Source organism: Coraliomargarita parva, from assembly GCF_027257905.1.
Taxonomy (GTDB): Bacteria; Verrucomicrobiota; Verrucomicrobiia; order Opitutales; family Coraliomargaritaceae; genus Coraliomargarita_A; species Coraliomargarita_A parva.
The window spans coordinates 397,841-418,248 of sequence record NZ_JAPZEI010000004.1 but is presented as its reverse complement, the minus strand read 5'-3'; the positions used below and the strand labels follow the sequence as shown (position 1 = coordinate 418,248).

The 20,408-nt window shown below is 58.3% G+C and carries 20 protein-coding genes; 7 read left to right on the top strand and 13 right to left on the bottom strand.

Annotation, left to right across the window (positions count from 1 at the left end):
• Nucleotide 1 precedes the first annotated feature (1 nt).
• From O2597_RS08200 to lipB, 3 genes are read right to left on the bottom strand one after another with little or no spacing between them, the layout of a single operon-like run.
• Nucleotides 2-940 carry an AEC family transporter gene (locus O2597_RS08200; protein WP_269523876.1) on the bottom strand — a complete coding sequence of 313 codons (939 nt, stop codon included), beginning with the start codon at nt 938-940 and terminating at the stop codon, nt 2-4.
• Between the two features lie 30 nt (nt 941-970).
• Nucleotides 971-1,897, bottom strand: coding sequence for a lipoyl synthase (lipA, locus tag O2597_RS08195; protein ID WP_269523875.1), 927 nt, complete (start codon nt 1,895-1,897; stop codon nt 971-973).
• The gene (gene lipB, locus O2597_RS08190; protein WP_269523874.1) at nt 1,884-2,576 is read right to left on the bottom strand and encodes a lipoyl(octanoyl) transferase LipB; all 693 of its coding nucleotides are present in this window, start codon (nt 2,574-2,576) and stop codon (nt 1,884-1,886) included. The genes lipA and lipB overlap by 14 nt, the downstream gene beginning before the upstream one ends.
• A gap of 52 nt (nt 2,577-2,628) precedes the next feature.
• On the opposite strand from lipB, the gene O2597_RS08185 reads away from it, so the two are divergent.
• From O2597_RS08185 to O2597_RS08160, 6 genes are all read left to right on the top strand, one after another.
• A complete protein-coding gene (locus tag O2597_RS08185) occupies nt 2,629-3,426 on the top strand; it encodes an SDR family NAD(P)-dependent oxidoreductase (protein WP_269523873.1) in 798 nt (265 codons plus the stop codon).
• Nucleotides 3,427-3,621: 195 nt separating this feature from the next.
• The gene (locus O2597_RS08180) at nt 3,622-6,105 is read left to right on the top strand and encodes a hypothetical protein (protein ID WP_269523872.1); all 2,484 of its coding nucleotides are present in this window, start codon (nt 3,622-3,624) and stop codon (nt 6,103-6,105) included.
• Nucleotides 6,106-6,113: 8 nt separating this feature from the next.
• A complete protein-coding gene (locus tag O2597_RS08175; RefSeq protein WP_269523871.1) occupies nt 6,114-6,818 on the top strand; it encodes an ABC transporter ATP-binding protein in 705 nt (234 codons plus the stop codon).
• A complete protein-coding gene (locus tag O2597_RS08170; RefSeq protein WP_269523870.1) occupies nt 6,815-8,053 on the top strand; it encodes an ABC transporter permease in 1,239 nt (412 codons plus the stop codon). Before O2597_RS08175 ends, O2597_RS08170 begins: the two co-directional genes overlap by 4 nt.
• A 5-nt stretch (nt 8,054-8,058) precedes the next feature.
• The gene (locus O2597_RS08165) at nt 8,059-8,796 is read left to right on the top strand and encodes an outer membrane lipoprotein-sorting protein (protein ID WP_269523869.1); all 738 of its coding nucleotides are present in this window, start codon (nt 8,059-8,061) and stop codon (nt 8,794-8,796) included.
• A 68-nt stretch (nt 8,797-8,864) separates the two neighbouring features.
• Nucleotides 8,865-10,055 carry a hypothetical protein gene (locus O2597_RS08160; RefSeq protein WP_269523868.1) on the top strand — a complete coding sequence of 397 codons (1,191 nt, stop codon included), beginning with the start codon at nt 8,865-8,867 and terminating at the stop codon, nt 10,053-10,055.
• An 8-nt stretch (nt 10,056-10,063) separates the two neighbouring features.
• Here O2597_RS08160 and O2597_RS08155 read toward each other — a convergent pair whose 3' ends face one another.
• On the bottom strand, nt 10,064-11,170 hold the full coding sequence (locus O2597_RS08155; protein WP_269523867.1) for a 3-oxoacyl-ACP synthase III family protein: 1,107 nt from the start codon (nt 11,168-11,170) through the stop codon (nt 10,064-10,066).
• A 95-nt stretch (nt 11,171-11,265) separates the two neighbouring features.
• Here O2597_RS08155 and O2597_RS08150 point away from each other — a divergent pair, with 95 nt between their 5' ends.
• Nucleotides 11,266-12,375: a sulfotransferase family protein gene (locus O2597_RS08150; RefSeq protein ID WP_269523866.1), complete on the top strand. Its 1,110-nt coding sequence runs from the start codon at nt 11,266-11,268 to the stop codon at nt 12,373-12,375.
• Nucleotides 12,376-12,384: 9 nt separating this feature from the next.
• On the opposite strand, the gene O2597_RS08145 is transcribed toward O2597_RS08150, so the two are convergent.
• The 9 genes from O2597_RS08145 to gspG are packed head-to-tail and all read right to left on the bottom strand — an operon-like array spanning nt 12,385 to nt 20,305.
• Nucleotides 12,385-12,936 (bottom strand): hypothetical protein, encoded by a 552-nt coding sequence (locus tag O2597_RS08145; protein ID WP_269523865.1) that lies wholly within the window; start codon nt 12,934-12,936, stop codon nt 12,385-12,387.
• A gap of 21 nt (nt 12,937-12,957) precedes the next feature.
• A complete protein-coding gene (locus O2597_RS08140; RefSeq protein ID WP_269523864.1) occupies nt 12,958-15,078 on the bottom strand; it encodes a secretin N-terminal domain-containing protein in 2,121 nt (706 codons plus the stop codon).
• Nucleotides 15,079-15,098: 20 nt separating this feature from the next.
• Nucleotides 15,099-15,653 (bottom strand): hypothetical protein, encoded by a 555-nt coding sequence (locus O2597_RS08135; protein WP_269523863.1) that lies wholly within the window; start codon nt 15,651-15,653, stop codon nt 15,099-15,101.
• A complete protein-coding gene (locus tag O2597_RS08130) occupies nt 15,650-16,885 on the bottom strand; it encodes a hypothetical protein (RefSeq protein ID WP_269523862.1) in 1,236 nt (411 codons plus the stop codon). Before O2597_RS08130 ends, O2597_RS08135 begins: the two co-directional genes overlap by 4 nt.
• A 17-nt stretch (nt 16,886-16,902) precedes the next feature.
• Nucleotides 16,903-18,030: a type II secretion system minor pseudopilin gene (locus tag O2597_RS08125; protein WP_269523861.1), complete on the bottom strand. Its 1,128-nt coding sequence runs from the start codon at nt 18,028-18,030 to the stop codon at nt 16,903-16,905.
• A gap of 2 nt (nt 18,031-18,032) precedes the next feature.
• Nucleotides 18,033-18,872 (bottom strand): PulJ/GspJ family protein, encoded by an 840-nt coding sequence (locus tag O2597_RS08120; RefSeq protein WP_269523860.1) that lies wholly within the window; start codon nt 18,870-18,872, stop codon nt 18,033-18,035.
• Between the two features lie 5 nt (nt 18,873-18,877).
• A complete protein-coding gene (locus O2597_RS08115; protein WP_269523859.1) occupies nt 18,878-19,354 on the bottom strand; it encodes a PulJ/GspJ family protein in 477 nt (158 codons plus the stop codon).
• On the bottom strand, nt 19,351-19,881 hold the full coding sequence (locus O2597_RS08110; RefSeq protein ID WP_269523858.1) for a prepilin-type N-terminal cleavage/methylation domain-containing protein: 531 nt from the start codon (nt 19,879-19,881) through the stop codon (nt 19,351-19,353). Before O2597_RS08110 ends, O2597_RS08115 begins: the two co-directional genes overlap by 4 nt.
• Nucleotides 19,859-20,305 carry a type II secretion system major pseudopilin GspG gene (gene gspG, locus O2597_RS08105; RefSeq protein WP_269523857.1) on the bottom strand — a complete coding sequence of 149 codons (447 nt, stop codon included), beginning with the start codon at nt 20,303-20,305 and terminating at the stop codon, nt 19,859-19,861. Before gspG ends, O2597_RS08110 begins: the two co-directional genes overlap by 23 nt.
• Nucleotides 20,306-20,408 lie beyond the last annotated feature (103 nt).

Sequence of the window (20,408 nt, the reverse complement as noted above, 5' to 3'; positions counted from 1 at the left end):
GCTAGTAAAGGGCCAGGATCAGGGCGAGGGAGGGAATACAGAGGACGGTGCTGATGGTGATTCCGCCTGCGGCGAGGGCGACATCTCCCTTGAGCTCCTTGGCCATGATATAGGAGACGGCAGCCGTGGGACTGGCGCTGAGGATCAGCAAAATGAGGGCGGACTGCCCGCTCAGGCCTGCCAGCTTGGCTAGTACCAGCGAGAGGACCGGGAGGATGGACACTTTAAGGATCGAAGCGACCGAGGCGCTGCGGTAGCGACCTTCCATAGAGACGAAGGCCATACTGCCACCGACACAGAGGAGGGCGGATGGGGCGGCCAGTTGTCCGATCAGTTCCAGGCTGTTGCGGATGACGCCCGGAAGTTGAACCGGGAGCAGAAAGAGCAGGACCCCGACGATCGAGGACTGGATCAAAGGATTGCGCAGTATCTGGATTGTGGATTGGCGCAAACCGCTGCGCCAGTCGCTGTGGTGGCTGAACTGGAGGACGACCACGGCCAGTGTGTTGTAGAGCAGCATGGTGGGGGCAAAGACAAAGATGGTCTGCGCCATGGCGTTGGCGACCACCGTTTCACCCTGGTCGCGGAGAGCGAAATAGATAATGGGAATGGCCGCGTAGGCGAGATTGCCCCGGAAGGCGGCCTGAATAAAGGTGCCCATCTGCCAGCGGTCGAGCTTGAGTCCCCTGAAGCAGGCGTAGGCGAGGCCGGAGACGAGCAAGGTGGCGATGGCAAAGACGATGAAGATGCCCCAAGTGCCCTCGGGCACGCTTGAAGCAGTGGAGAGGCTCTTGATGATGAGCGCCGGGAGGGCGACCCAGAAGGTCAGTTTGTTTAATTCGTTGAGAAAGCTTTCCGAGATGAATTGCCGTTTGGCCAAGAGAAAGCCCAGGCCGATCAGGAGGAAGACCGGTAGGAGTGTGTTGATGACGTAGGCCACGGAGCAGTTCCTTGGCTAAGGCGTCCGGCTTTAAGCCGGAGCCAGGTTGGCGTCGGCTTCGTTCTGTTTGGCCTGTTCGGCCAGCATGGCCTTGCGTCGCGCGCGCACATCAAAGCGGTCGGATTGTTCGTCGGCGTGGTAGGAGGAGCGGACCAGCGGGCCGGATTCACAGACCCCAAATCCGATCTTGAGGGCATAGTCCTTCCAGTGCTGAAACTCCTCCGGAGTGACCCAGCGATCAATCGGCTCATGCTCCTTGGTCGGTTGCAGGTATTGCCCGATGGTCAGAATATCGACACCAACGGCTTGCATATCCTGCAAGACCTCCTCGATTTCATGTTCCTTTTCGCCGATGCCCAGCATGATGCCTGACTTTGTGATGAAGCCACGGGACTTGGCATGTTCCAAGACCCAGAGCGAGCGGTCGTAGCGGGCGGTCTTGCGGATCGGGCGTTGCAGGCGCTTCACCGTTTCGAGGTTGTGGTTGAAAATGTCGGGGCAGGCATCAAGGACGACGTCGAGGTACTCCTGTTGGCCGCGGAAATCGGCCGTCAGTACTTCGACCGCGCATTCCGGGATGCGGTTATGTACGGCGCGGATGGTGGCGGCCCAGACGGAGGCACCGCCATCCTTGAGGTCGTCACGGGCGACCGAGGTGATGACGGTATGGGTCAAATTCATGCGTGCGATGGATTCGGCCACGCGTGCCGGCTCCCCGAGGTCCAGCTCGGTGGGGCGACCCGTCTGAATGGCGCAGAAGCGGCAGGAGCGGGTGCAGATGTTTCCCAGAATCATGACGGTGGCGGTGCCGCGCGACCAGCATTCGCCCATGTTCGGGCACTGGGCACTCTTGCAGACCGTGTGCAGGTTGTGACCGTCCACGATCGAGCGCACTTCCTTGTATCCCGCGCTGGTCGGGAGCTTCGCACGGAGCCATTCTGGTTTACGATTTTCCATCAGACCGACCAACTTCCAGAAAAACTTGGCGAAATTCAACTGCTAAACGCGCTTTTACAGCTTCCATGTCGACTGGGGCTGCGAGTTCTTTTTCCATGGAAGTGACGGTTCCGTCAGTGATCCCGCAGGGAACAATCCCGCTGAAATGCTGCAGGTTGGGGCATACATTGAGTGCGAAGCCATGGTAGGTGATCCAGGATCGGACCGCGACGCCGATTGCGCAGATTTTACGGTCTTCCAGCCAGATCCCGGTCTTGCCTTCGCGCCGGCCTGTTTCGAGGCCGAAGTACGTCATGGTTCGGATCACGGTTTCTTCCAAATCGCGCAGATATGCGTGCAAGTCGCGTTTGTGCTGGAGTGAGACGATGGGGTAGCCGACCACCTGGCCGGGCCCGTGGTAGGTGATATCGCCCCCCCGGTTGCTGCGGACAAACTCGATGCCGGCGGCTTTAAGTGCGGCTTCCGACCACACCAAGTGCCGGTCCGCATCCTTGCGCAGGCCGACGGTGTAGACCGGATGGTGCTCGGTGAAAATAAGGGTATCGCCGATCTGCCCCTCCCGGCGTTGCAGTACCATGGCCTTTTGACGCTCGAAGGCATCGCTGTAACGGGTGCGTCCCCAGTCGACCACCTCCAGCTTGGAGGTTGGCACGGATGGTTCTTTTTGGCTGTCTGGCATGGTCGTTTTCGCTCGCCGTGGGGGGCATGCGCGCTGCAAATAAGGATAAGCAATGGATTTTCGGGCGAACTCAAGTCACTTTTCGGAATACGGGGCGCTCGTGATCAGCGGGGGATCCTCCGGTATCGGGCTGGGCTGTCTCCAGAAATTCCGTGCGCTCTGTCCCCGGGCACGGGTCTACAATCTCTCCCGCAGCCGGCCGCCGGGTTTTGTGGACAACGCCCTGAATCAGCATCTCGCCTGCGACCTAAGCCAGTTGGGTTCAATTGAGGGCGCCCTGCAACGCCTGGGCGAGTTGCTGGCGGACAGTTCCGGCCGGATCCTGCTGATCAACAACAGCGGCATCGGCACGAACGGCCGTTTTCAGGATATCGAGCCCGCTTTGCATTTGGCGGTGGTCGACCTGAACATCAAAGGGACGGTGGCCCTCACGATCGGATTACTGCCGCTGCTGACCGAACGCGGAGGCAAAATCGTGACGATTGCCTCGACCAGCGCCTACCAGCCGACGCCGCGCCTTACGACCTACGGGGCCGGCAAAAGCTTCCTGTTGCATTGGTCACTGGCTCTGGGCGAAGATCTGGCGGGGTCCGGAGTGGATACGCTGGCGGTATGTCCAGGCCCGACCTGGACCGCATTTGTGGAAAAGGCCGGGTTTGGCTCCTCACCCAAAGCGCTCTGGGGATTCCAGACGGTGGAGGCTGTGGTGGGGGAAATCTTTCGAGCCATTGCCAAAGGGAAGCGCATGGTGGTGACCGGTTGGATCAACCGGATTCTGGCAAGTGTCTCTTCGATCGCTCCGATTCGCTGGTCGGCACGGGTGGCCGGGTGGATCGTCTCACGAGCTTGAAAATTAAATAATCGCAATACGGTTTCCGGGGGGGGGGCGTCCGCTTTTGTTGTCTTGTTGTCGTCATTCAGTTGCGGGGGGCCGATTGCATCAGTCAAACGCGGTTACGCATGCAGTTTTTGGTGGACCTTGAAAGACGGATTTAACTATATCCTAAGTAGGTACCTGATTACCAACAACTACCTGACTCCTACCATGAAACAAACTCTTATGTGCGGCACCTTGGCCGCTCTGCTTACTCCTGTCCTGTTCGCGGATGATCCGCTGCTCAGTTACAAAGCTGAGATCATCGCAAAGGCGAAGCCCGACGAATGCTTCTTCAGCCTGTACGATCCGGATTATCCCACGAGCGGGCAAAATATCTACGTCCACGACGGGTTGTCGGTGGAACGCGGATACAGCGTGGAGGATTGCCTGCTCGACGGCGGTTTGCCGAAGACGAATCAGAGCTACGTCTGGGGGATGGTGCGCAAGGATGACTTCCTGTGGTGGGGCACCGGACCGAATGTGAACCGTTTGGTGAGCGGGTCCTATTTCGGCTCCAGTACCGCTTCGATCTCAACCGGAAACGGATGGACTTACAACGTTACCGAGCAAGGCACGAGCCGCTTTGTCCGCGAAGGTGTTTTTGACGGTGAAACCGATCTGGGCTATGATGTGTCACCTTCTATCGGGGACTGGCGCCCGCCGGAAGTTTACAGCTACGATCTCGAAAACGATGTGCTCGAGCGCCGGGACCTGGCGATGAACCCGGCCCAGACGGCCTTGCTGTGGCAGACGCTCGGCTTGCGTTCCGCCGGGTATTCGGCTCCGAATGCCACCCACACAGAAGGTCTGGTTTTCCTTGCGGGGCCGAGCATTACGGCGACGAGTCAACAAACCACGGAAAATAACCCGACGGTCAACGGGGTTATCATGTTTGCCTTCGACGCGGCGACACATGCCTGTGTGGATGCCCGCAGTTTTCCGCAGTACTCGAATATCCGGAAGTGGAAACAGTACGACGGCGTGCTGTACACGGCGATCGCGGACCAGAACGGCTCCGGCCAGGTGCTGCGTTGGCTCAATGACCCGGCGCATCCGGACTATCCCTTCGCATTCCAGGTTGTCGGGAACCTCAATGCGGGCGGGGCCGAGCTTGAGGTGCACGATGACGGCGATGGAGCCAGGCTCTTTGTCAATACATGGCCCGGAATCGAGGGAAACCTGGATCTGGATGCGGAGGACTTCGACACTACCATAGTGAATATTATCAATGGGCCCGCCGGACTCTGGCGCAGTCCGATCATTCCTGCAGGTGGCCTGACCAGTGCCCATGCCGGCAGCTGGAAGCTTGTCTGGAGCGTGGTGGACTACGAGCCCGACCTGGTCATTGCGCTGCATTATGGCGGCGGGGCCATGGCTTCCTTTGACGGCTACCTCTACTGGGGCACGATGCACGTGCCGAACACTGCGAATTTTGCCCATGGCATCGCCTACGGGCGTCCTGCTTACGCACCGGTGCCTGTCGAACCCGGGGAAGGGGCGACGGAACAGGAACTTGCCGACTACGAAGCCGCACTGGCCGCTCGGGAGGCCTATGAGGACGCCTTGTCGGAAGACTTCTTCAATTCCTACCGGGCCATCAGTATCTGGCGCGGGCGCAACTTCACGAACAGCGGGGGCGACATCGACCTCTTGTATGGGCGTGAAAGCATGCCGGTGCGGATGAAACGGACCGTCTTTACCGAGAACAACCAACCGCGCAGTGATTTTTACACCTTTAAGTGGGGGACCTTCTTTGGGGAGAACATCGGGAACCTCCGTAATGTGGCCGATGGCACGACCTTCTATATAGGGGGAATCTTCCCTGTCACCTTGGCCGATGGCGGTGACTGGGAAGAAGACGTTCCGAACGTGAGCGGTTATGTGCCGCTCTATGGCCCCGAGGGCATCATTCCGCGGAATTATGGTTACGGAATCACATTCCCCTGGAACAACTACACCTGGACCATGCAGGTGCTGCTGGACAAACTGTATATCGGCACGATGGACTGGGACGGCTTGAACAGCCCGGATCCGGCCGATGGCGCCGACCTTTTTTGCATCCCTTCCTCGGCGGATCCGGCGGTGCGCGTGGCATCGCATGGTGTGGCGAACTGGTCGAGCTACGGTATCCGTACCATCGACGGCGACGATGAGCGGGGTGAGCTCTATCTCGGCATGGCCAATGTACAGAATCTATTCAGCACCGCTGTGGGGGATCCTTTCGATGGAGGCTGGGAAGTGCAACGCCTGAGCCTGCGCTATACGGACGACGACTTTGACGAGCTGGATGACGAATGGGAAACCAGCCAATTCGGTTCGACGGCGGTGGTGAACGATCCTGACAATCATTCGGATAGCGACAAATACTCCGACTATGCCGAGTGGATGATCGGTTCGAATCCCCATGACTCGAACAGCTTTTTCTACTCTGTGCTGGAGGCCGGGGCCACGGAGGGGATGCAGAAAATCGAGTGGCCCACACTCAATCAGCGTTACTACACGCTCTACGAAGCCACGGATTTGACAGGTGTCTGGACGCCGGTGGCGACCTATGAGGGGACCGGCAGCCCGGTCAGCCACGAGTTCGACCCGTCCGAAACCAGCGCGAAGTTCTTTAAAGTGATTGTCTCCCTCGATCCGCCTGCTATTTAAGAGCTTGCATGGCACTGTTGCAGATCGAGGCGGCTTCACGATTCTACGAGCTCGGAGAGACCCGGGTGGAAGCGTTGCGTTCGGTCTCGCTCGAATTCGCGGGCGGCGAGTTCGTGGCGATCTGCGGACCTTCCGGTTCCGGTAAGTCGACACTGTGTAACTTGATTGCCGGTATCGACCATCCGGATACGGGGGATGTGCGCTTCGAGGGGCGCTCCCTCGCCAGCCTGGGGGAGCCCGCCTTGGCGGCGCACCGTAATGCGGCAGTCGGCCTGGTCTTTCAGAGTTTCAACCTGGTTCCGGTGCTCAGTGCTCTGGAGAATGTCATGCTGCCCTTGCAGTTTCGAGGGGTCGCTTCCGCCGAAGCGCGCGAATCCGCCCGACGCGAGCTCGAAGCTGTGGGCCTTGAATCGCATGCCGGTCACCTTCCGGACAAACTGTCGGGTGGCCAGCGGCAGCGTGTGGCGATCGCCCGGGCCCTGATTACGCGTCCACGGTTATTGGTGGCAGACGAACCGACTGCAAATCTGGATACGGACAATGCTTCCCGCATCCTGGATCTTATGCTGCGGCTGAACGAGGTGGAGGGGACCACTTTCATCATTTCCACACACGACGAGCGGCTATTGAACCGGATGCGGCGTGTGGTACGCCTGGAAGACGGCCGGGTGGTCGAGGATTGCGTAGGGGAGGCGCAGAAGGGCGAGGCATGATGTTCTGGTTGAGATTCAGCTGGCTTAATTTGCTGCGTAACCGGCGCCGGGCTTTCTTCACGATCTCGGCGATCGCGTTGGCCTACCTGTCGATCAACCTCTTGTCGGGCTTTATGCTCTATGTCTTTCGCGGACTGGAGGATACCTATGTCTACGCTTTCGAGGGAGGCCACCTGACGGTGAGCCCCGCCCACATGGAAGCAGGGCAGGATGCCACGTTCTTTGGTGCAGAGGAACTCGCCGCCATCCTTGACCTGCTGGATTCGCAGGAAGAGGTGCTGCTGGCCACGCCACGGATCCAATTGACCGGATTGTTGAGCAACGGAACGGAATCCACCATCATGATGGCTGAAGCCCGGGATGCGCAGGACGGCCGCCGGATACGTTCGGAAGGCCGCGGCCTGATCCGGGAGCTTCAACTTTATGAAGGGGCCGACCTGGCGGATGCCGGTCCCTATGAGATCGGGGTTTCCTATGGCATGGCCGAGCGTCTTTCGGTGGGCCTGGGGGGCGATGTGATCGCAATGTCGAACACGGTGGACGGCTACATGAACGCGCTCGACGCGAAGGTGGTCCAGTTGCAGGACGCCCCGCTCGAGGTCTTGGACGCGGTGCTGGTGACCATGCCGATGGGCTTCGCCCGTGAGTTGCTGGATGCCGACGGTGCCGGCAAGGTCGTGGTACTACTTCGGCGCGGTGCCTCGTTGGGGGCGATGGAGGACCGGGTCGCACAGTTGCTTGCGTCGGCGGGGTATTCGGTGCGGGTGGAAAACTGGAAGGATCTGCGCGTTTCCTACCATCGCATACGGAACATGTTTCAGGTGATCTTCAGCTTCGTCTTTGTCATCGTCCTGCTCATTGTGGTCCTGAGCGTGGTGAACACGGTCGGAATGGCCGTGATGGAGCGTATTCGTGAAACCGGTACATTGCGGGCCATGGGCCTCAAGCCCGCCGGAGTGGTCCGCTTGTTTGCCCTCGAAAGCATGTGGATGGCATCGATGGGCTGTGTGTCCGGGCTGGTTGCTTACGGACTGGTATGGTCCGCCGTACAATGGTGGCGGCCGACTTGGATTCCTCCGAACATACCGAAGCGTGTCCCATGGGAAATCAGCCTGGCACCGGGAGTACTTGCGGGTTCAGCCATGGTGCTTGTTTTACTAGCCATCCTGGCTGCCTGGTTCCCTGCACGCAAGGCCGCACGGATGGCGATCCCCGACGCGCTCACCCATAATTGATCCCGATGACGCAACGCCTCTTTTTATTTCTACTGATCAGCCTCAGCGTTCTGGGGCGGGCCGCCGGCGAGGTGGATCCTAAGGCGGTCCTAGCCGGTGCGGATGCAGCGCGCGGCAACATGGATGGTGTGCACTGGCAGGTTGAAGTCATGGAAGCCGGAGACGAAGGATCCCGACGCCTACTGTCCGTGCAAGCTATGGGCTTCGATATGGTGGCCGATACACTGGAGCCGCCGAAGCAAAAGGGGCACAAGTTACTGCTCCTGCAGAACAACATGTGGTTCTACAAGCCCGGCCTGAGCAAGCCGGTTCCGGTTTCGCTACGGCAGAAACTGACCGGACGAGCCTCCAATGGCGACATTGCCTCGACCAACTATGCGGAGGATTACGAAATTCTCTCATTCAAGTCCACGGAGTACGATGGGCAGCCTTGCTACCTGTTCAAGCTGCAAGCTGTGAGCCGGAATGTGACCTATGCCCGCGTCGACTACTGGGTGGAACAGTCCCGGGGGGTCGGGGTGCGTGCGGATTATTTCAATACCTCCGGGGAAAAGCGGATCAAGACGGCGAGGATGCGTTATGACAATACCGTACAGTCCGGAGCCGGGCCACGCGTTTTTATTTCTGAAATGGTCATCGTCGATGAACTGGCGTCAGACGGACGAACCATTCTTCAGTTTTCGGAGCCTGAGCTCAAGCCGGTCTCGCCCCGTATGTTCAACCTGCAGGCACTGGGCCGTTAGATGCCATGTGGGTCCGCATTCGAAATAGCTTTACCCGCGGGACGGTGGTTGCTTTCTAAGTAAGCGATATGCGTCGACTCTATACCAATGCTCTCGGTTGCGTTTCCATTGCCTGCCTGGGAGGCAGTTTGACTGCGGAGACCTCCTTGAAGGAATGGTGGTCGGCGCACGGGGACTACACCATCCGCAACCTGAGCTCGGTGATCGCGCAGGAGTATGCACCGGTCGAATTCAACCGGAACAACCTATTGGAGATACCGGAGTACGTGCTCATGAATGAGTTTCGTCCGGATGCCAGCCTGAGTTATGAGCGCGCCTACTTTTCCGTGGCTCCCCGTTTCACCGTCAGTCGTTCCTACTACCAGAGCGGGGGATTGGATGGAAAGAACAAGTCGGACACCGAGTTCTACATCCAGGAATGGCTCGCCCAGGTTTTTCTTCGTCCCGATCTCTCGCTCTCCTACGGGCGCGAGGACCTGCAGTGGGGGCCGGCTTTCCTGCTTTCCCCGTCCAACCCGTTTGACAGTCAAAACGGCCGCTCGGAGCCGAAGACCGAGGTGGCCGCGGCGGATTATGTACGTCTGGTCTGGACCCCGGACTACAACTGGACCTTTTCGTTGATCGCCAACACCGACGACGGACGAAAGACGTACCGTATCGTGGATGAGCTGCGGCAGGACTTTGCCCCCGGCTACGCATTGAAAGCCGACTATGTCTTTGACCGTGGTCTGGCTTCACTCATTGCTTCCACCATCGAGGGCGGGGGCGACCAGGACGATCGTTTGGGTGGCTACCTCAGCTATAACCTCAGCGATGCCTGGATCGGCTACATCGAGGGGAGTCTCTCCGAGGTGGACGAAGAATTGTTGATCGGGGGCAGTTATACCTTGGAGTCGGGCTGGAACCTGGCAGTGGAGTACTTCTACAACAGCAGCGGTTTGTCGAAAGACCTCGACGAGATCGGCTTCGACGAGATCGAGACGTTCATTTGGAACATGGACAACCGGGAGCAGTTCTTCCGTCAGAGATACCTATTGGTGCAGGCGTATCGGAACGACGTCTACAAAAGTCTGGATTTGATCTTCCGCTATACCCAGAACATCGACGACCGATCCCGCAGTTTCCTGACTCACTTGGAATTCGATATTACGGACAATGCGCTGGGTTTTCTTTCCGGAACCTTGAACAGCAGCGGAGGCGGGGAGCTGGACAGCTTGCGCGAATACCGGGTTCAGGCCGGCATCGAACTCGTTTTCTAGCCGGAAAGCTAGAGCTTCACACGAATATGGCCGAGCCCGAAGCCGCTGGCCGCGCCGTAGAGCAGGCAGTCCTTGCCTGATCCGATACTGAGGCGGCTGTTATCCATGAGCCAGCGTAAGGCGAGCGGGATGGCCGTGCTTGCGGTATTGCCGTAGAGGTGGGCGGTAATGGCCACCTTCTCGGGATCCATCTTCATCTCCTTGAAGCAGACATACTCAATCATGGTTCGAGAGATCTGGTGGGGGACGAAGAAATCGACTTGATCCGTGATCGAGGCTTTGGGATCACTCGTGCGCAGCTGGCTGTATTGCTGGAGATAGTTGAGGGTAAAGCGTTTGGCCACGACAGCGAGCTCGGGCATGTCGAGATAGAACCAGGGATTGAGGGCGCCTCCTTGCTGCCGCCAATCGAGTTTTTCCGGCACATGGCAAAGCCGCCAGTGCTCACCAAAGCTCATGAGGTTGATCTCCTCGATGCCGATGCCATCGCCTTGTGCCGCTTCGAGCAGCATCGCCGCTCCGGCATCGCCCAGTGTCAGGCCGCCCATCTTGACCCGGAGCTCCTTAACATCGCCGAGCTCGTAATTGCAGACCGCACTGCCCAATTCACCGCTGCAGATAATGACTCGGTGCGCGGCGCCTGTGGCGATCAGGCTGTTGGCCACGTTCATCGCCTGCAGGAAGGAGTTGCAGGCGTTGGAGACGTCCAGTGCGTTGACCCGCTTGAGTCCTAGCTTGTGCTGGACGATGTTGGCCGTCGCCGGTTCCATCATGTCCATGTCGGTGCTCGCGAATATCAGCGTATCGACCGTATTGATATCCAAGTCGGTGCGCTTCACCAAGCTCATGATTGCGCGGACTGCGAGGTCTGAGGGGACGGTACCCTTCGGGGCGTAAGCGCGGAGATTGTTACCGGTGGTCCGCTCCATGATGCTGGGGAGCGCCTTTTTGAGCTTCACTGGCCCCTGAATAAGCTCCGCAATTTCCTCGTTGGAAACCCGGCGTTTAGGTATCTCTACCCCGATATCGACGATGCGGGATGCCGGAGTCTGGTAGCTCTGCATGCCGTCCAGAAAGTAGCCTGCCTTTGGATTCAATGTGCTCTTTAATTTCAAGTTAGTAAAGGGATTGCCCTATCTACAAACTGCATTTTGATGGGGAGCCAACCAATTTTTGACCTCATTGCCACTTTTACACTCATCTAAACACCGTGTCCGAGACTGAAGCACCCAGCTCGCAAGTCGAGTATTCCAGCCTCTTTGCCCGACTTTTTTTTAAGTCGTTTTTTGAGAATCAATGGGTGATTCCCGAACCGCCGCCGAAATTGCTGTCTGCCTTTCTGCGTTGGTATGAAGGCCTGTGCATGCGGGTGGATTTGACCGAGGTGCCGGTGGACCGGCCGGTTTTCATTATCTCTTTGCCGCGCTCCGGTTCCTCCATGTTGCAGGATGTGCTCTGCTCGCATCCGGCGTTTGCCTATGCCACCAACATGATGGATATCTGCCGGAAGAGTGCGCCCTGTGCGGCCGAGCATTTCCGCAAGCGTTTTGGCTTCAATATCCGGGGGGAGCGTTTTCTCAAGGATAGCGTGCTTGTTGACGGCGGGAGTCCCGCCGATCCGGTCGCGACTTGGGCTGATATCTTCGGGGAGGATTATTTCCATGTCAGTGCGGAGAGCTTTGATCCCGACCGCCTGGATGCGGCCATGACCGAGCGTGCACAAAGGCATGTTCGGGAGGTGCTTTGGAGTTTCGGGCGACCGTACCGGCGTTTCTTTTGCAAGACGCCCTTGCTCTTGCCCTATGCCGAAGTGCTTCGGCGGATTTTTCCAGATGCCCGTTTCATCCACCTGATTCGGGATCCCCGCAGCACGGCCAACTCGATGGTGAAGATCCATCGTTTATGCAACGAGCAGCTGGCCCTTATCCGCGAACGTCAGAACAGGCCCATGCCGGAGGAGCCCTTTGTTCCTTATCCGCGCCTACCCAATTTGAAGAAGTACCTGGATGCCTATGGGCCGGAAGATGTCTCGACCACCGCTCATCTCTGGAATGAGGCGATTGGCTATGTCGACCGCATCCGCGACGATTTCGGGGAGCAGTTGATGGACGTACGCTACGAAGACATCCTGAGCGATCCCGACGGACAACTGGAGGCTTTATTCAAATTTGCGGAGGTGCCGGTACCGGACGCCAGCTACGAAGCCTATCAAACGCAGCGGGCTAAGATCGGGCGTGTGCATCACGTGAACCGCTACGGTGATTATTCACGGATCGAATCGATCTGCGCCGAGGGGATGGCGCGCTACGGCTACCGCTGAGGCCGGCCTCTAATTTTGGTTGGGCAGAATGACACGTCGGCGGGGGATGACACGACGACGTTCATTGTTGTTCGAAGTATTGTTATTACGAGGCGAGATGTTCGGGCGGCTCGGAGTTTCCTGTTTGCTGGCGGTGGTACTTGTCGAAATCGGCAAAGGGCTGTCGGTTGCGCTCAGCAGGGTGAGGCGCTCGGATCGTCCATTCATCACGACGGTGATGGTCTTCGTCTTCGGGTCATAGCGGCTGGCACTGATCCCGTCCTGAGAGACATTTTCCCTGAGCCAGTAGCCTTTGTTGCTCTTCTTGCTGAAGACACTGAACTGGAATTCGCCGCCGAACTGGATGACCCCGCGGAACTCCAAGTCGCGTGAAATGGGCCCGTTGTCAGTGGTGACCGGCTGGACCGGCTCTTCCTTTGCTTGTCCGTAGCCTTCGGGGAGGAAAGGGCTCTTTTCTGTTAGGTTACTGTCTGCGATGCAGGGGATCGCCCACAGCGCGAGACCGCAGGCGAGGCATGCTGCCTGGATCAGCCGGATTCCGGATTGTGGGAAGGTTCGCATTGTATGCCTCACAGTTAAGGTTTACAGGTCGGGCCACCGGAGTTTGCGAAGGAGGGTCTTGTCCTTTTCAAACTTGCTGCCCTCCATGTAGAGGTCGCCGGTAGTATCGGTTTCGAGGTATTCTTTCACTGCGTCTTTTTCCTCGATAACGTTGAAGTACTCGTTGGCCAATCGGTCGGCCTCGGTCGGATTCGTGAGGATCTTCGGTCGGATAAAGATGATGATCTCGGTCCGGTCGTAATTGTTACTGGAGCTGCCGAGGATCTTGTTGATCACGGGAAGACGTCCGATGATCGGGAAGTAGCTATTACCTGAAGTCAGCGTGTTTTCCTGCAGGCCACCCAGGACGATGATCTGTCCGTCCTTGACGCTGACCGTCGAGGTGGCTTCGCGCTTGCCGATGACCGGCTGGTCATTGCCGTCGATCTGGACCGTCTCGATCACATTTTCAATCGTCTGCTCGATGACCATCTGTACGGTGCCGTCCACCCCGATCAGCGGAGTCACGGTCAACTGGATGCCGATGTCCCGGTATTCCACGGAACTGCGGGTCGTGCCGTCGCTATTCGTGTAGTTCGTGCTGGACGTAATAATCGGCTGCGAACGGCTGACATTGATCACGCCCTCCTCGTTATGGCTCACGATGATGCGAGGAGTGGAGAGGACGCGGGTATCACTATCCGTATTGTTGGGAGTAATCGAAGTGCTGAGCGAGAAGTCATCGGGGTTGTCGATGTCGATGATTCCGTCCGAGATGCTGATTCCCGCGGCGGTCCCGAGGGCGATTTCCGTGAAGGTGTGGGTGGCGCCGTCAAAGGAAAAACTGAGGTTGCCCAGACCGCTGGCCTGGTCCTCGCTCAGGGTGACTTGAGTAATGATGGCTTCGATCAGGACCTGGGGCAGGGGAATGTCGATTTTTTCGATGAGTTGCTTGAGTGTCTTCAAGTCCTGTTGGGTGCCGTAAGCCACGATCGAGTTGGTCCGTTCGTCCGCTGAGAGGCCGACGAAATTGGAGAATTGCAGGGAACTGTTGGCCTCGGTGACAGCCGCCGCGACAGCGGGTGCCGTTGGTACGGTCGGGATGTTGGGCTGTGCATTGGCATTGTTGTTCGCCGTGTTGCCGGGGGCATTTGTGCCGTTTTCGCGGGTGACCTTGGCGTCCTCTTCACGGCCTTCTTTCTGCCCGGATATGATATTCTCGATGATGGGGACGACTTCTTCGGCCTTGGCCTGGCGCAACTGAAACACCTCACTGCTGGTGAGGGGGGCTGCGTCGACATCCACGTTCTCAACCACGTTCATGATCATCTCCATGTTGCCGGGATGGCTGATGATGATGAGCTGGTTGGTTCGTTCGTCCGCAGTCACGCTGGTGCTGCCCTCGAGATAGCTTTGCAAGGGACCCTTGATGAGATTTTCCAGCTGTTCCTTCATCTCCCGGGCCTGCACGAAATCGAGCTTGATGAACTCGATCGTTTCGCGGACGGCTTGCGGACGGTCCGCCTGGTCGAGGATTCGCTCGATACGCTGGAGATTGAGGAGCGCGTCCGTGATGAGGATCGCATTGGACTTCGGAAAGGCGATGAAGCTTGAGTTCTGGGAGAGCAGGGGGCTGATGATGGTCCCGCTGGCTTGTTCGGCGTTGAGGTAATCGAGCTGGAAGAGCTTGGCATAGATCTGCTGGCTGGCCGGGAGATCGAGGGTGCTGCTCATGAGCATTTCCGGGACATGGCGGTTCACATCGGTAGCGGGCACCGCCTTCATGAATTTCCCTCCCATGTCCGTGAGCATGATGCTGTTGAGGGTCAGCAAGCTTTCGAGGGCGAGGACGGCTTCGCCCTTGGTAATTTCGCCGCGGGAATTGAAGTTGATCTTCACCGGGGGAATGTCCTGCCTACGCAGGATAATCTTACCGGTCAATTGCTCCAGCAAGTCGAGTACCTGGATGGCGGATTCATCACTGAGGATGAGGGTGCCGATGATCTCCTCGGGCGCTTCGGCCTCGGGTTCGACCGGAATGCTCTCAAGCCCAACCGTCGTCGTCTCCGGGAGGATCGGGGCCGGTTGGGCGTGCGCCGGCAGGCTGAGGAAGGATGCGAGTGCCAGGGTGAGTGCGAGATGGGAAATTGATTTCGTTTTCATGCGATGAGCCGGTCGGGAGGTCATAGGCTGGTATCCTTCAGTTCGAAAGAGTTGATTTCAAAGCGGGCGTCGAGTTCTTCGGGACGGTTCCGGTTCTTGCTGATCCGCACGCTTTCCATGGTGATGTAAGGCGTATATCGCTTGATCAGTTCATTGAACTGGATGAGCTGCGAGATGGAGATCCGGCTGAGACGTACCCGGATATTATGGTCGTTGAAGATTTCACCTTCCCGGGTGCGAACCGGGTTGAGGTCGGCATTGGCAGAGAGATTGGCCTGTCGGAGCAAGGTATCGATCTGCCCGGAAAGTTGTTGTGAATTATAGGTCTTGGACGGGTCGACGCGCTCCAGAGCCCGTGCGAGTCCGGATTCGAACACCTGGGCCTGGGCGAGCCACTGCTGCTGGGACTTGAGCTCGGCATTGGCGGTGCTCGACTGTGTTCTCCAATCCGAGAAGCGACCGAGCCAGGAGTTGCCCCAGATGAGGAGCATGACGGCGATGAAGCCGAAGATCAGCGCTTTCTCACGCACGGAGGTCCGCCGGTAGAGACGGCTTAAATTGCTTTGAGTACTCATTTGGCAACCACCTCCTCTCCGCTTTCGGGGGGATCCGCTTCGAGGGGAGCGTCCGGGGCCGGTGGCGGGGTGCTGTGGATATAATCCATAATGACCCGGAAAGTGGTGTCTCCCCTGGTGGTACTGTCGGTGCTGTCGATCAGGTCGAAGTTCCCGGAGCGTTTGAGCTGCTCCGTGTATTTGTAAAACTCGTTCACGCTGCCTGCCTTGCCTTCGATGGTAATACGGTTTTCACCTTCAATGGCGACGCTGTTGTATTCGATCCGGGCATTGAGGTCGACCCGTATTTGATTGGCCATCTCCAGCATTGCGATCGGGCGAAGTTCATTTTGGGCGACTTGGTCGAGCTTGAGCATCAGGCTTTGCTGGTCCTCCACCCGTGCCACTGCGGTCAGTTGGGAATCGATGAGGCTGCGTTTGCTTTCGAGCCATTTGCCGCCTCCGAAAAGGGCCAGTTCCATGAGCACGAACAAAACCGCGATCCAGATGGACCAGTAGGTGGCCCTGACAAAGAAGCTGTTGAGGCGGCGGGCATTCCGTTCGCGTTGCTTGAATGCGGCGGGGCGTATGTCCGCCGGCCAGAGCGCGCTTTCAACGGCTTCGACCCGTGTCCAGGGGGCAAAATCCGCTTCCCGTGTAATGGTGGAGTCGGCCACCTCGTGGGCAAAGACCGGCAAACAGTTTTCCTCCACGACGACTTCACTGAGGCGGACCTGCAGACTCGTCGAATAGAGGGGAAGTTCCGGAGCCTGCTGCCGAAGGGACTCAAACACCCGGTTGAGGTCACCGTCTTCAGGCATCGGGGCGGTTTGGAGGCTGGTGGGCACCGGATTGGCCATGGTGCGGTGCACCAGGCTGACCGAGTGGGTGCCAATGTACAAAATTTCCGCGTTCTCCGCCAGTTGGGTGAAACTGACGGTGGCAAAGTCTGGGAGTACCCAGGCGTAGTCTTCGAGGTGATCGAAGCCTTCGCGCTTCAGCCGGTCCTTGTGGGCGGCATAGAGCAGCAGGTTGGTACTGCCGCTTTGATAGAGAAAGCCCCAGTACAATTGGTCCACCGGGAAGGGGGAGAGTGATTCGAGCGCGAGCTCGGCGAAGGTACCGATCTCGGAGGCGGCGACAGCTTCCGGGACATCCACGTGCTCGGTGTAGAAAAGAACGCCGGGGACCAGTAGGACCTGTTCGCCGAGCGGTTTCTCGAACTGTTGTTTTTCTGTTTCTTCGGGAGTCACGTGAGATGGTAGATACGCTAGAATGAAAGGCTTTCTTCGTCGATGTCTACAGTCGAATAGCGTGCGGCGACCGCAGCTGGTTGCCCGACGTCGTATTCATTGACCTGAAGAATGTTGAATGGATAGCTGAGTGCGTCCTGCTCCTCCTCGGTTCCGGTCAGGAGGCTGCCGCTGTCCGAGCTGCTTTCGCCCGGGAGGTTGCCGGAGCTGCTTTCCTCGCTGAAGTTCGGCTCGACCACCGCACTCAGGGTAAAGGGCGCGCTACCGCGTTCCAGGCGGATGGTGATGCGCAGGAGGCCGATTTCGGCGCCGGAGATACTGGTATCGGCGGAATCGGGCGGGCTGGTGCGGTAGGGTTCCTCCAGTCCGTCGAACAGGTAGTCGGGGCTCCAGCCGTCTTTTTCCGCGAGCAGGTCGAGGACATCCTGCGGGCTCGAGTTCAGGTTGACCGGTCCCGTATTGATCACGGAAACAAGGGTGGCCAGCTTTTGGAACTGTTCATTCGGCTGGCCGTTCTCGTCGAAAAAGGCCTCATCCCAGCCTTGGACCATGCGTACTTCCTCCAGGCTTTGGAGCGGCCCGTTGGCGGCCCGGTAGGGTGGGTTCCGGCTGAGGTAATCCTCGGATTCCGCTCCATTCAGGCGACGGGAGTCGTCGGCGTCGATCCAGTCGAGCAGGGCGCTGCTCAATTCCCGGCTTTCTCCGAAGTCGAATTCGAGTGTGTCCTCCAGCAAGCGGTTCAACAGGTCCTCACTCATGGTGTTGATGGGAAGTTTACCACCTTCGTCCTCGATCCGGATACTGATACTCCAACCATTGGGGACGGGAATCTTGGCATAGCCGAGCGGGTCCTTCCAACCTTGTTCGGGTGCGTAGAGTTTGCCTTCGTCGATTAGGGCGACCTCCTGGATCGTTGCGAGCGAGACTTCAAGCATGCTGTAGGCAAAGGCCCTGACGTCGGAGGGTTCATCGAACAGGGCCCGATATTCGATGTCTTCGACGGTTTCGTCGATCATCCGGGTGACTAGAAAGGTCAGCAGCAGGATGATGGCCAGCACGGCGACCAGAACGCTGCCACGACGCCGGTCTTCTCCGGGATTGGGGAAGCGCTGGGGACATACGTGTGGCTGCGGGTCGTTGGGCATGCTTAAAAGATCAAGGCGGAGCGTGAAACGACGGGTATCGCCAAAGTCCGGCTGGTTGTTTCACCCTTATATTCAAAAATCAGCTTTAGGTAGCGTGGCATGAGGTATTGGTCGGCTCCGTCGCCTTCCTTAGGCTCCTGTTCTTCTTCCCATTTCTCGAAGCTCTCATCCCAGTAGATGTAGCGGATTTCCTTAACCAGAGCGCTGAGCTCGGTGCGGCGAAGGTCCTGGATGTCTTCCGTTTCCTCCTGCAGGATCGAATACCAGATCAGGCTCAAGCCTTCATCGCGCTTGAAATAGAGATAGACATCAACACCCAGGGCGGGGAGTTCACTGTCGGCCACGAAGAGGGGGGGCGCCGAGCTGAGCTTGAAGTTGAGCAGTGGTTTCTCGTAGCCGGCAAATCCGGGTGGACGGGCCCAGCCGATCGGATCCTCGGAGATTGTGATCAGTCCGCCGGCCGAGCTGCTGTCGCTCGTGCTGGTGTCTGTCGAGTCGGTTTCCGTGCTAGTATCGGTTTCCAGGCTGACATTCGTGTCGGTTTCGGTGTTTGTGTCGCCCTCCGTATCGGTCTCTTCTTCGGTACTGCTCGAATCGTCCTCTGTGTCCAGGGTGATGGAGGTGCCGGCCGCGGCGAAACTGGCTCGCAGGAACTCGGTCACGCCGTCCACATGATCCTCGAAGAAGTAGCGCTGGTCCCGCTTGGCCCAGCCCTCGGTCATCCCGACAACAATCGCGACCGCCCCGGCCAGAAGGAGGCTGGTCACCGCGACCGCGAAAATGACCTCCAGTAAAGTGAAGGCCTCGCGTCGGTATGAGTGTCTGTTGCGGGTGTGAGGCATGGTGATCAGAAGCCAAAATCGCGGTGTTCGCGTAGTTCCTGTCGTTTGTCCTCGAGCAAGTCGGAGCGTTCATCGCTCTCGGACCAGGTTGGACGCAGGAGGTAGAGTTCCTCGGTATGGCTGGCGGCCTGGCCTTCCGGCGGCTCGGGAAACTCGATCGTGAAAGTGACCTTGAAGAGGTCGATCACCTCGGTCGGTTCGATGATGGCCCGCCAGGTGGCGGTGCCATAATTCAGGGTGGGACATTCCCCGCCGTCTTCGGCGTCATCCCGGCTCGGCTGAAGCAGCAGTTGGAGACGCACGGTCTGGATGTCGGCATCCAGTTGCTCTACTTCACGGGCCTTCTCCCGGGCAAGCAGGGCATTGACGAACGTTGAAGTCAGGATGGTGGCCGCCATCGCGAAGATGGCGACTGCAATGATGACTTCAATCAGGCTGAACGCGGCCTCTGAGGAGGGGCGTGCCGGGGCTGGCGTTCTCATTGGGCATCCGCCCTCCTCAAGCTCGAAAAGGGGTCATAGACGATACGTTCCGGAGTGCCGGAGTTCAGGTCGATTTCCACGACAAACGGCGAGGCACTGCGGTCCGGAGCGAAGCGGACGCGTTTGGCTTCCTGGCGGGTGTCGCCCGGCCGTTCAAAGGGTTGGAGCCCTTCCGTCGATGGGACTAGGTAAAATTTGATGGTCGCGGGTCCGTCCTCGCCGAATTCAGGGGGCAGCTCGTATGCGAGTGACTCGATGCCGGAGCCGTCGATGTGGAGACTGCCGCTGTCCTTGTCGAAGTGCAGTTCCGCGATGTTCCGCTCGCTGGCTGCCAGGAATCGGGCCTTGCGAATGGCTTCCCCCACGATCTCCTCCACGCTGCGCTTGTCACCCCGTTCGGCGAAGGCGGTGAAATTGATGATCGTGACGGTTGCGGCAACGGCCATCAGGGCGATGACCAGGATGATCTCGATCAGGCTGAAGCCGCTGCGGCGCACACGCCCCTTATTTCCAGTTGCCGATATCATCGGCGCTTTCGGTGCCGTCTTCACCCAGCGACCAGATATCATAGCCTTTGGCGCCACTGATATTCTTGCTGCCGGGGTAGCGGTATTGGTAAGGGTTTTGCCAGGGATCGAGCGGGACTTCCTCAATGTAAGGGCCATCCCAGCGTCCTTCCTTTCCGGCCGGGGCGCGAACCAGGGCTTGCAGGCCCTCTTCGCTGTTCGGATAGCTGCCCACGTCCAGTTTGTAGTTCGTCATGGCTAGCTTGATCGTGCTGTTGACAAATACGCTGGCGACCTTTGAGCCCTGTTTGCCAAAAGTGTCACCGACTTTGACGATGGTCAGGGTTGCCAGCACCGCGATCAATGCGATGACAATGAGGATTTCAATCAAGCTGAAGCCGCTGGTGCGGGGCTTGCGGCGAATAGGTGTAGTCGGGCGTTGCATATGCGAAAAATTCAAAAGCTGCGACAATGCGCACAGTGTGACAAAGTGCTATCGTAAAAGGAATGCAGAAAGTTACAATTTTGTGGCACCTAGTGTCAATTCA

Excerpts from the sequence above, each read along its gene's own strand:
- lipA (WP_269523875.1), bottom strand. The coding sequence starts at position 1,897 with ATGGAAAATCGTAAACCAGAATGGCTCCGTGCGAAGCTCCCGACCAGC.
- lipB (WP_269523874.1), bottom strand. The coding sequence starts at position 2,576 with ATGCCAGACAGCCAAAAAGAACCATCCGTGCCAACCTCCAAGCTGGAG.
- O2597_RS08185 (WP_269523873.1), top strand. The coding sequence starts at position 2,629 with ATGGATTTTCGGGCGAACTCAAGTCACTTTTCGGAATACGGGGCGCTC.
- O2597_RS08180 (WP_269523872.1), top strand. The coding sequence starts at position 3,622 with ATGAAACAAACTCTTATGTGCGGCACCTTGGCCGCTCTGCTTACTCCT.
- O2597_RS08175 (WP_269523871.1), top strand. The coding sequence starts at position 6,114 with ATGGCACTGTTGCAGATCGAGGCGGCTTCACGATTCTACGAGCTCGGA.
- O2597_RS08170 (WP_269523870.1), top strand. The coding sequence starts at position 6,815 with ATGATGTTCTGGTTGAGATTCAGCTGGCTTAATTTGCTGCGTAACCGG.
- O2597_RS08165 (WP_269523869.1), top strand. The coding sequence starts at position 8,059 with ATGACGCAACGCCTCTTTTTATTTCTACTGATCAGCCTCAGCGTTCTG.
- O2597_RS08160 (WP_269523868.1), top strand. The coding sequence starts at position 8,865 with ATGCGTCGACTCTATACCAATGCTCTCGGTTGCGTTTCCATTGCCTGC.
- O2597_RS08145 (WP_269523865.1), bottom strand. The coding sequence starts at position 12,936 with ATGCGAACCTTCCCACAATCCGGAATCCGGCTGATCCAGGCAGCATGC.
- O2597_RS08140 (WP_269523864.1), bottom strand. The coding sequence starts at position 15,078 with ATGAAAACGAAATCAATTTCCCATCTCGCACTCACCCTGGCACTCGCA.
- O2597_RS08135 (WP_269523863.1), bottom strand. The coding sequence starts at position 15,653 with ATGAGTACTCAAAGCAATTTAAGCCGTCTCTACCGGCGGACCTCCGTG.
- O2597_RS08125 (WP_269523861.1), bottom strand. The coding sequence starts at position 18,030 with ATGCCCAACGACCCGCAGCCACACGTATGTCCCCAGCGCTTCCCCAAT.
- O2597_RS08120 (WP_269523860.1), bottom strand. The coding sequence starts at position 18,872 with ATGCCTCACACCCGCAACAGACACTCATACCGACGCGAGGCCTTCACT.
- O2597_RS08115 (WP_269523859.1), bottom strand. The coding sequence starts at position 19,354 with ATGAGAACGCCAGCCCCGGCACGCCCCTCCTCAGAGGCCGCGTTCAGC.
- O2597_RS08110 (WP_269523858.1), bottom strand. The coding sequence starts at position 19,881 with ATGATATCGGCAACTGGAAATAAGGGGCGTGTGCGCCGCAGCGGCTTC.
- gspG (WP_269523857.1), bottom strand. The coding sequence starts at position 20,305 with ATGCAACGCCCGACTACACCTATTCGCCGCAAGCCCCGCACCAGCGGC.